General features: G+C 34.9%; 2 protein-coding genes. Both read left to right on the top strand.

Annotated features, from left to right (window positions below; all coding sequences use genetic code 11):
• Nucleotides 1-109 precede the first annotated feature (109 nt).
• Entirely contained in the window at nucleotides 110-1,654 is a 1,545-nt protein-coding gene (gene istA / locus CRO45_RS19675) for an IS21 family transposase (RefSeq protein WP_141400344.1), read from the top strand.
• Nucleotides 1,654-2,406, top strand: coding sequence for an IS21-like element helper ATPase IstB (gene istB / locus CRO45_RS19680; RefSeq protein ID WP_097151298.1), 753 nt, complete (start codon nucleotides 1,654-1,656; stop codon nucleotides 2,404-2,406). Before istA ends, istB begins: the two co-directional genes overlap by 1 nt.
• The last annotated feature ends 51 nt before the right edge of the window (nucleotides 2,407-2,457 follow it).

The following is a 2,457-nucleotide window of genomic DNA, read 5'->3' on the forward strand; positions in this document are numbered from 1 at the left end:
TGTATTTGATAAGCTAAAACTGAGCCACCATAGCAATTGAAAAGTGAGCCACTTTTATATGAAAATAATCCTAACTTCATAGAGTTAGGAGCGTATAGAGGTGATTTCATTGGAGAAGAAACAAAAAGTGTTAATATCCTTTCATCAAGAAAATAAGAGTCAACGTCAAATTGCGAGGGAGCTTGGAATATCTCGTAATACTGTTAAAAAATATATCGATGAGGATCTTGAAAAAAGAAAACAAGATATTCGAGAATTACCTATTACAGATAACTATGTAACGCCTCCGTCGTATAAGAAACGAAAAGGTTATAAACGCGCATTAACACCTACGGTGATGAAACGTATTCGAAAAATGCTAAAAGATAATGAGTACAAACGGCAACATCAAATGCACAAGCAACAACTAAAAATGATTGATATTCATGAAAAGTTATTAGATGAGGGTTTTGAAATTAGTTATACCACTGTTAGAAATTTTGTAAATAGTGAAGAGAAACGTCAAAAAGAAGTCTTTATTCGTCAAAAGGCAACTGCTGGTCATGAGATTGAATTTGACTGGGGGGAAGTAAAATTATTCATTGATCAAACGTTACGTTCTCTTTCAATGGCGGTCTTTACCCTACCATATAGTAATGATCGATTTGCCTATTTGTATGAATCAGAAACAATGGTTTGTGTACAAGATGCACATGTAAAGTGTATTAACTATTTAGGCTTTGTACCAGAGGTATTTACATACGATAATATGCGAACTGTTGTAAAAAACTTTATTGGAACTGAGCGTGAGATTACCGATGGTATGAAAAATCTATCGATGCATTATCATTTTAAAATACGACTATGTGAACCGAGAAAAGGAAATCAGAAGGGGCATGTGGAGCGGAGTGTAGAATACATCCGTCGGAAAGCATTTGCCCATCGAGATACGTTTACTAGTCTAGAAGAAGCTCAGGCCTATCTAACAGAAATCATCATGAGATTAAACTCTCGTAAACATTATAAGAAAAATCAAACCCACCATGAATTAATGCTAGAAGAACGTGCAGCTCGGCAAGTAAGTGCAGATATTATTCCATTTGATGCCTCTGAGTTGTTTGAATTTAGAGTGGACAAATATAGCACGATTACTTATAGACAAAATCGTTATTCTGTTCCAGAAGGACATGTAGGAGAATGGGTGAAAGTAAAAGCGAGTGCGGAAAAAATTCTTATTTTTAGTGATAATGCCTGTATTGCAACACATAAGCGAAGTTGGCAGATCCATCAGTGGATTATGGATATCTATCATTACTTACGTACATTTGAAAAGAAAAAGGGTGCATTGGCTCAAAGTGAATGTTTGAGTCAAGCACCAACAAAAATAAAAAAATTATACAAAGATTATTATATTGGAAATGAGCGAGATTTTCTAGAGTTACTTATCTATCTAAAAGAACATAACAATCTAGAAAAAATCATAGCGGCAGTTGAACAACTTGAGAAGAACCCTATGGTTCAAATATCAACAGATAAGATTATTTTCTTAGCTAATCAAGGCGAACACATTCATAAAACTGTACATTCCAAAAATGAGGTCACCACCCAATCTCTCGAAAATCTTTCAGCCATTACGGCATTATTCGAAACTAAAAAGACAGGGGTGCTTCATTAATGGATAAGCGACAAGAAATGATTGAAATGTGTAAAGAACTTCGACTACCAAGCATTCGAGGATTTATACAAGAGGATGATATGTGGAAACAATATCAGACAGCAGAAGATTTCTTATATCACGCACTGGTGCAAGAGATGCAAGATCGAGAAGTGCGAGCAAAAGCGAATCGGATTCGTTCAGCGAATTTTCCAGAAAAGAAACTATTAACTGAATTAGAGACTGAGAGATTACCGCAAAATGCGGCCTCTCGTCTCCCTCATTTAAAGAAATTAGATTTTATTCAAGAAAAACAGAATGTTTTATTAATCGGATCACCAGGTACAGGTAAAACACATATAGCAATTGGTTTAGGAATTGAAGCTTGTTTAGCAGGTTATAAAGTGTATTTTACAACAGTGTCATCCCTTGTAAATCAGTTAAAAGAAAGCCGTTCTGAAAGAACGTTACGTTCATTTGAATTGAGGTTTGAAAAGTATGATTTAGTGATTATCGATGAGCTAGGTTACATTTCATTTGATAAAGAAGGCGCAGAATTATTATTTACTCATCTTTCCCTACGGGCAGGACGAGCGTCAACTATAGTTACAAGTAATTTATCATTTGATCGCTGGGAAGAAGTTTTTCATGATCCAGTTTTAACAGCTGCTTTAACAGACCGACTAACACATAGAGCCTATATGATAGACATGGTTGGACCATCTTATCGAATATTAGATACAAAAGAATGGCTAGAAAATAGTTCGGTTTAAGTGGCTCAGTTTTTAATTAATAAATGGCTCAATTTTTACTTGCGAAATACA

Origin of the sequence: Ureibacillus acetophenoni (assembly GCF_900220965.1) — a bacterium.
In the GTDB taxonomy this organism is placed as follows: Bacteria; Bacillota; Bacilli; order Bacillales_A; family Planococcaceae; genus Ureibacillus; species Ureibacillus acetophenoni.

Excerpts from the sequence above, each read along its gene's own strand:
- istB (WP_097151298.1), top strand. The coding sequence starts at position 1,654 with ATGGATAAGCGACAAGAAATGATTGAAATGTGTAAAGAACTTCGACTA.